Annotated in this window: 3 protein-coding genes; all 3 read right to left on the bottom strand. The window is 31.7% G+C overall.

The annotated features are described in order from the left end of the window. Positions 1–1,198, bottom strand: a 1,198-nt coding sequence (locus LS72_RS10200) for a hypothetical protein (protein WP_138155333.1), incomplete at its 3' end; no start/stop codon positions are given. 12 nt (positions 1,199–1,210) lie between these two features. Then, a complete protein-coding gene (locus tag LS72_RS10195) occupies positions 1,211–2,641 on the bottom strand; it encodes a conjugal transfer protein TraH (RefSeq protein WP_138155332.1) in 1,431 nt (476 codons plus the stop codon). After that, positions 2,629–3,123: signal peptidase I (gene lepB, locus LS72_RS10190; RefSeq protein WP_238700801.1), on the bottom strand; the 495-nt coding region annotated here is incomplete at its 5' end. The genes lepB and LS72_RS10195, both read right to left, overlap by 13 nt.

The following is a 3,123-nucleotide window of genomic DNA, read 5'->3' as shown; positions in this document are numbered from 1 at the left end:
ATCTTGCACATACCATATCCCTCATTACTTCATTAACACCACTTAATATTCCGATAGTCTCTGCAAAATCATCAATTTTCCCACATTGGTGTTTAATTTTCTCTCCACTACTTAGAGGACAACGATTATTTAAACATTCTTTAATAGCAGTCTTGGTTGTGGTATTAGAATTTGTAGTTTTACCCCTTATAGTGTTATCAGAAAAGAGTGTAGGGGAGACTTCAGAATATTCTATCTCACAATATAAAATTTCATTAATATCTTGATTTTGGTAGTTTGAAGATTGTTTATTTCCCTTAGAATCAACATAGGAGAAATCATATCCTGTTGCATTTTTCTTATAAGTTAAAGAATTGTCTATGTTATTAATTGAGGATTTTAAAGAGCTTTCTACTTCTTTATCAAGGGGAGTATTATTATCTGTGGATTTTTGAAAGATAGAATACACACTATTTTCATCTCCGCTTTGCTCTGAAGCAAGTTTTGTAGAGGCATTTGTTAAACTAGAGCCTCTATTAACATTTGGCATTTCTCCTATATACTCACAAGCCTCAGCATTTGAACCATAATATACTAAAGAATCATTTTTTATTTCACTTCCACCCACTATAAATTTATGAGAACTTTTTGCAAGGGTAGAAATTAAACCACCACCAATATCTTTTAAGATTCTCTCTTTTGCATTCCTTGCTAATCCACCACAAGCATTACTGATACAATAGCAACTTAATGCTTCTTGTTCTAGTATTTCTTTGACTTTCAAAGAATTACCAGCACTCTCCCACGCATAAAACCTACAATTATTATTTTTACTAGAACCATTAGAAGAACATCTAGCAAATCCATTAGAGCAGATATTATTAATACCACTAAAAGAATAATGAGATTTTTTAATACCATCACCATTAGTATCTATAGAAACAGAAATATTAATAAAATCACTTCCTGTATAAGCAATGTTTAAAAACTCAACACTTTTTCCATTACAAGTAAGGCTAACCTTACCGCTTGATTCTCCATCTACACTTTTTAATGCACTACCATTTGTAATAGGACTTGTGATTGTTGTGTCCATATTCCCTTTAAAATGATTAAGCAAACTATTGGCACTCTCACTGCCACTAACAAAGGCATCATTACTAAGAGCATAGCTAGTTATGCAACAAAAAGCTAAGAATATTGTTTGTAGTTTTTTCATATTTACTCCCCTTTATTTTGCACCTTTACTTCTAATGAGATATTCTTGGTAGAGCTTTTGTAGATGGGTATTTGCGTTTAATGTTTTTTCATTATGCTCAAGTTGCTTATCCATAGTATTTATAATAGCTGATGAGATTTCTCTTATATCTTTTTGGAATGCACTTAGAGCTTCTTTGGCTTCAGGGGTATCATATCTACCATTTGCACTCATTTGTCCTATAATCGTTGCAATTTGGCTATAAACATTGTTTGCAAATTTGTTAATTAAGCCTTTAAAAGCATTCGTGGAGATGATTTCTATATAAGCATCTGCATTCATACTATTTGCAATGGCAATATTAATTAAATGCCAAGTTGGCAAATCAAGGGAGCTAATTAAGGAAATATCGGCTTGTTCTAAAGGTTGGTCGGTTATTCCTTTATCAATAATGGCTTGAATTTGTTTTTTTAAGATTCCATAATAAGATTCTACTCTTATCTCTTCTGTTCCTAAATTTTTGATTCTATACATTCCACTATCACCTATTTCTGCAATTTCATAATTAGTAATAGTAAAAATAGATTGTTCAGGATTATTTTTATCACCCCCCAGTGTTTTTACGAATTCTTCAGTATTGATACTTGGTGGCAAATGTGTGTATTTAGGGATAACATCTTCTTTATTTTCCAATTTATGCCCAATAACATCTCCAAAAACCGCACGCAAGATTTTCTCATATTCTTTCTCTCCCATTAATTGCTTAAAGACACTCTTAAGATTTTTTAAACCCTGTTGTAGTAAAGAGCCTTGATCATAAATGATTGTCGTGTTCTTAGAATCTGGATTATTGTTATCTATTCCATTAATAAAATTATTGGATTTCTCTACCCATTTGGATAATCCATCATTCATACCTTGAAGCCAACTTGCTACCTGCCCTCCTTCCACTCCTGTTAAACCAACGCCTGATAATTTCTCTCCTAATCTGTTAGACCAATTAGATAGTGCTTGACAAGAGTCAAAGTTTAATTTATTAATTTCATTAGAAATATCTTCTAACGCTGTTATTATGGTATCGCAATCCTTACAAAGGGTAGATAATGCCATTTTAAATGCAAAAGCAGGAGCAGCAGTAGAGATTTTTTTAAGCTTTTCAATTAAATATTCAAAGTTTAAGTAAGAAAAACCACCAAATACCATATCAATACCACTACAACCCACATTAATATGTGGAGTTTGCACATTAAAGGGGCGAATATTATCTACTCCACCCCATCTAACTCTAGCACCTCCTAATGTTGCTAAACCCGAAACTTGTGATTTATAATATCCAGCCGAAGTTTCTGTCGTCTTGGCATTAAGAGATTTTTGAATAAAATCAGAAATTCCGGCATTAACACTATTTGCACTTAGTGCCATAACTAAAGCTAAACTCATTGAATGCTTTTTTAATATTCCCATATTGCCACTCCTTTAATTTTATCTTTAGTTAAAAATCCCCAATATCTACTATCAAAACTATTAGGATTATCTCCCATTACAAAATAGGAATCTTTAGGAATCACACCATTAAATACAAATTGCTTCACAGCAGCTCCTTTGCTATCAACTATTCTTGCTTTGCCGATATGATGGTTGTTACAAAAATAATCCCTATCTTGCGTAGAGAGATTATCCCCTCCTTGACATTTCACTTCTTTTGCAAAGGGGGTATCTTTTTTAAAATATTTTGTATCTAGTGGAAAGTCAAAAGCAATTATTTTGCCTTTTAAATCAAATTTATCTACATCTTTTTGTAATAAAACCCAAGTTACATTTGTCAAACTATTGGTTTTAAAAAATGCAAAGGTATAATGCTTACTAAAAACCTCTATTAGTATAAGCATAAAAGATAAGATAATTAAACATAGAATAAAAATAGAAAGTATGGGTTTGGTGTTAAT

Source organism: Helicobacter apodemus (assembly GCF_000765745.2).
In the GTDB taxonomy this organism is placed as follows: domain Bacteria; phylum Campylobacterota; class Campylobacteria; order Campylobacterales; family Helicobacteraceae; genus Helicobacter_D; species Helicobacter_D apodemus.
The sequence above is the reverse complement of the archived record's forward strand: the minus strand, read 5'-3'. Positions and strand labels throughout refer to the sequence as shown.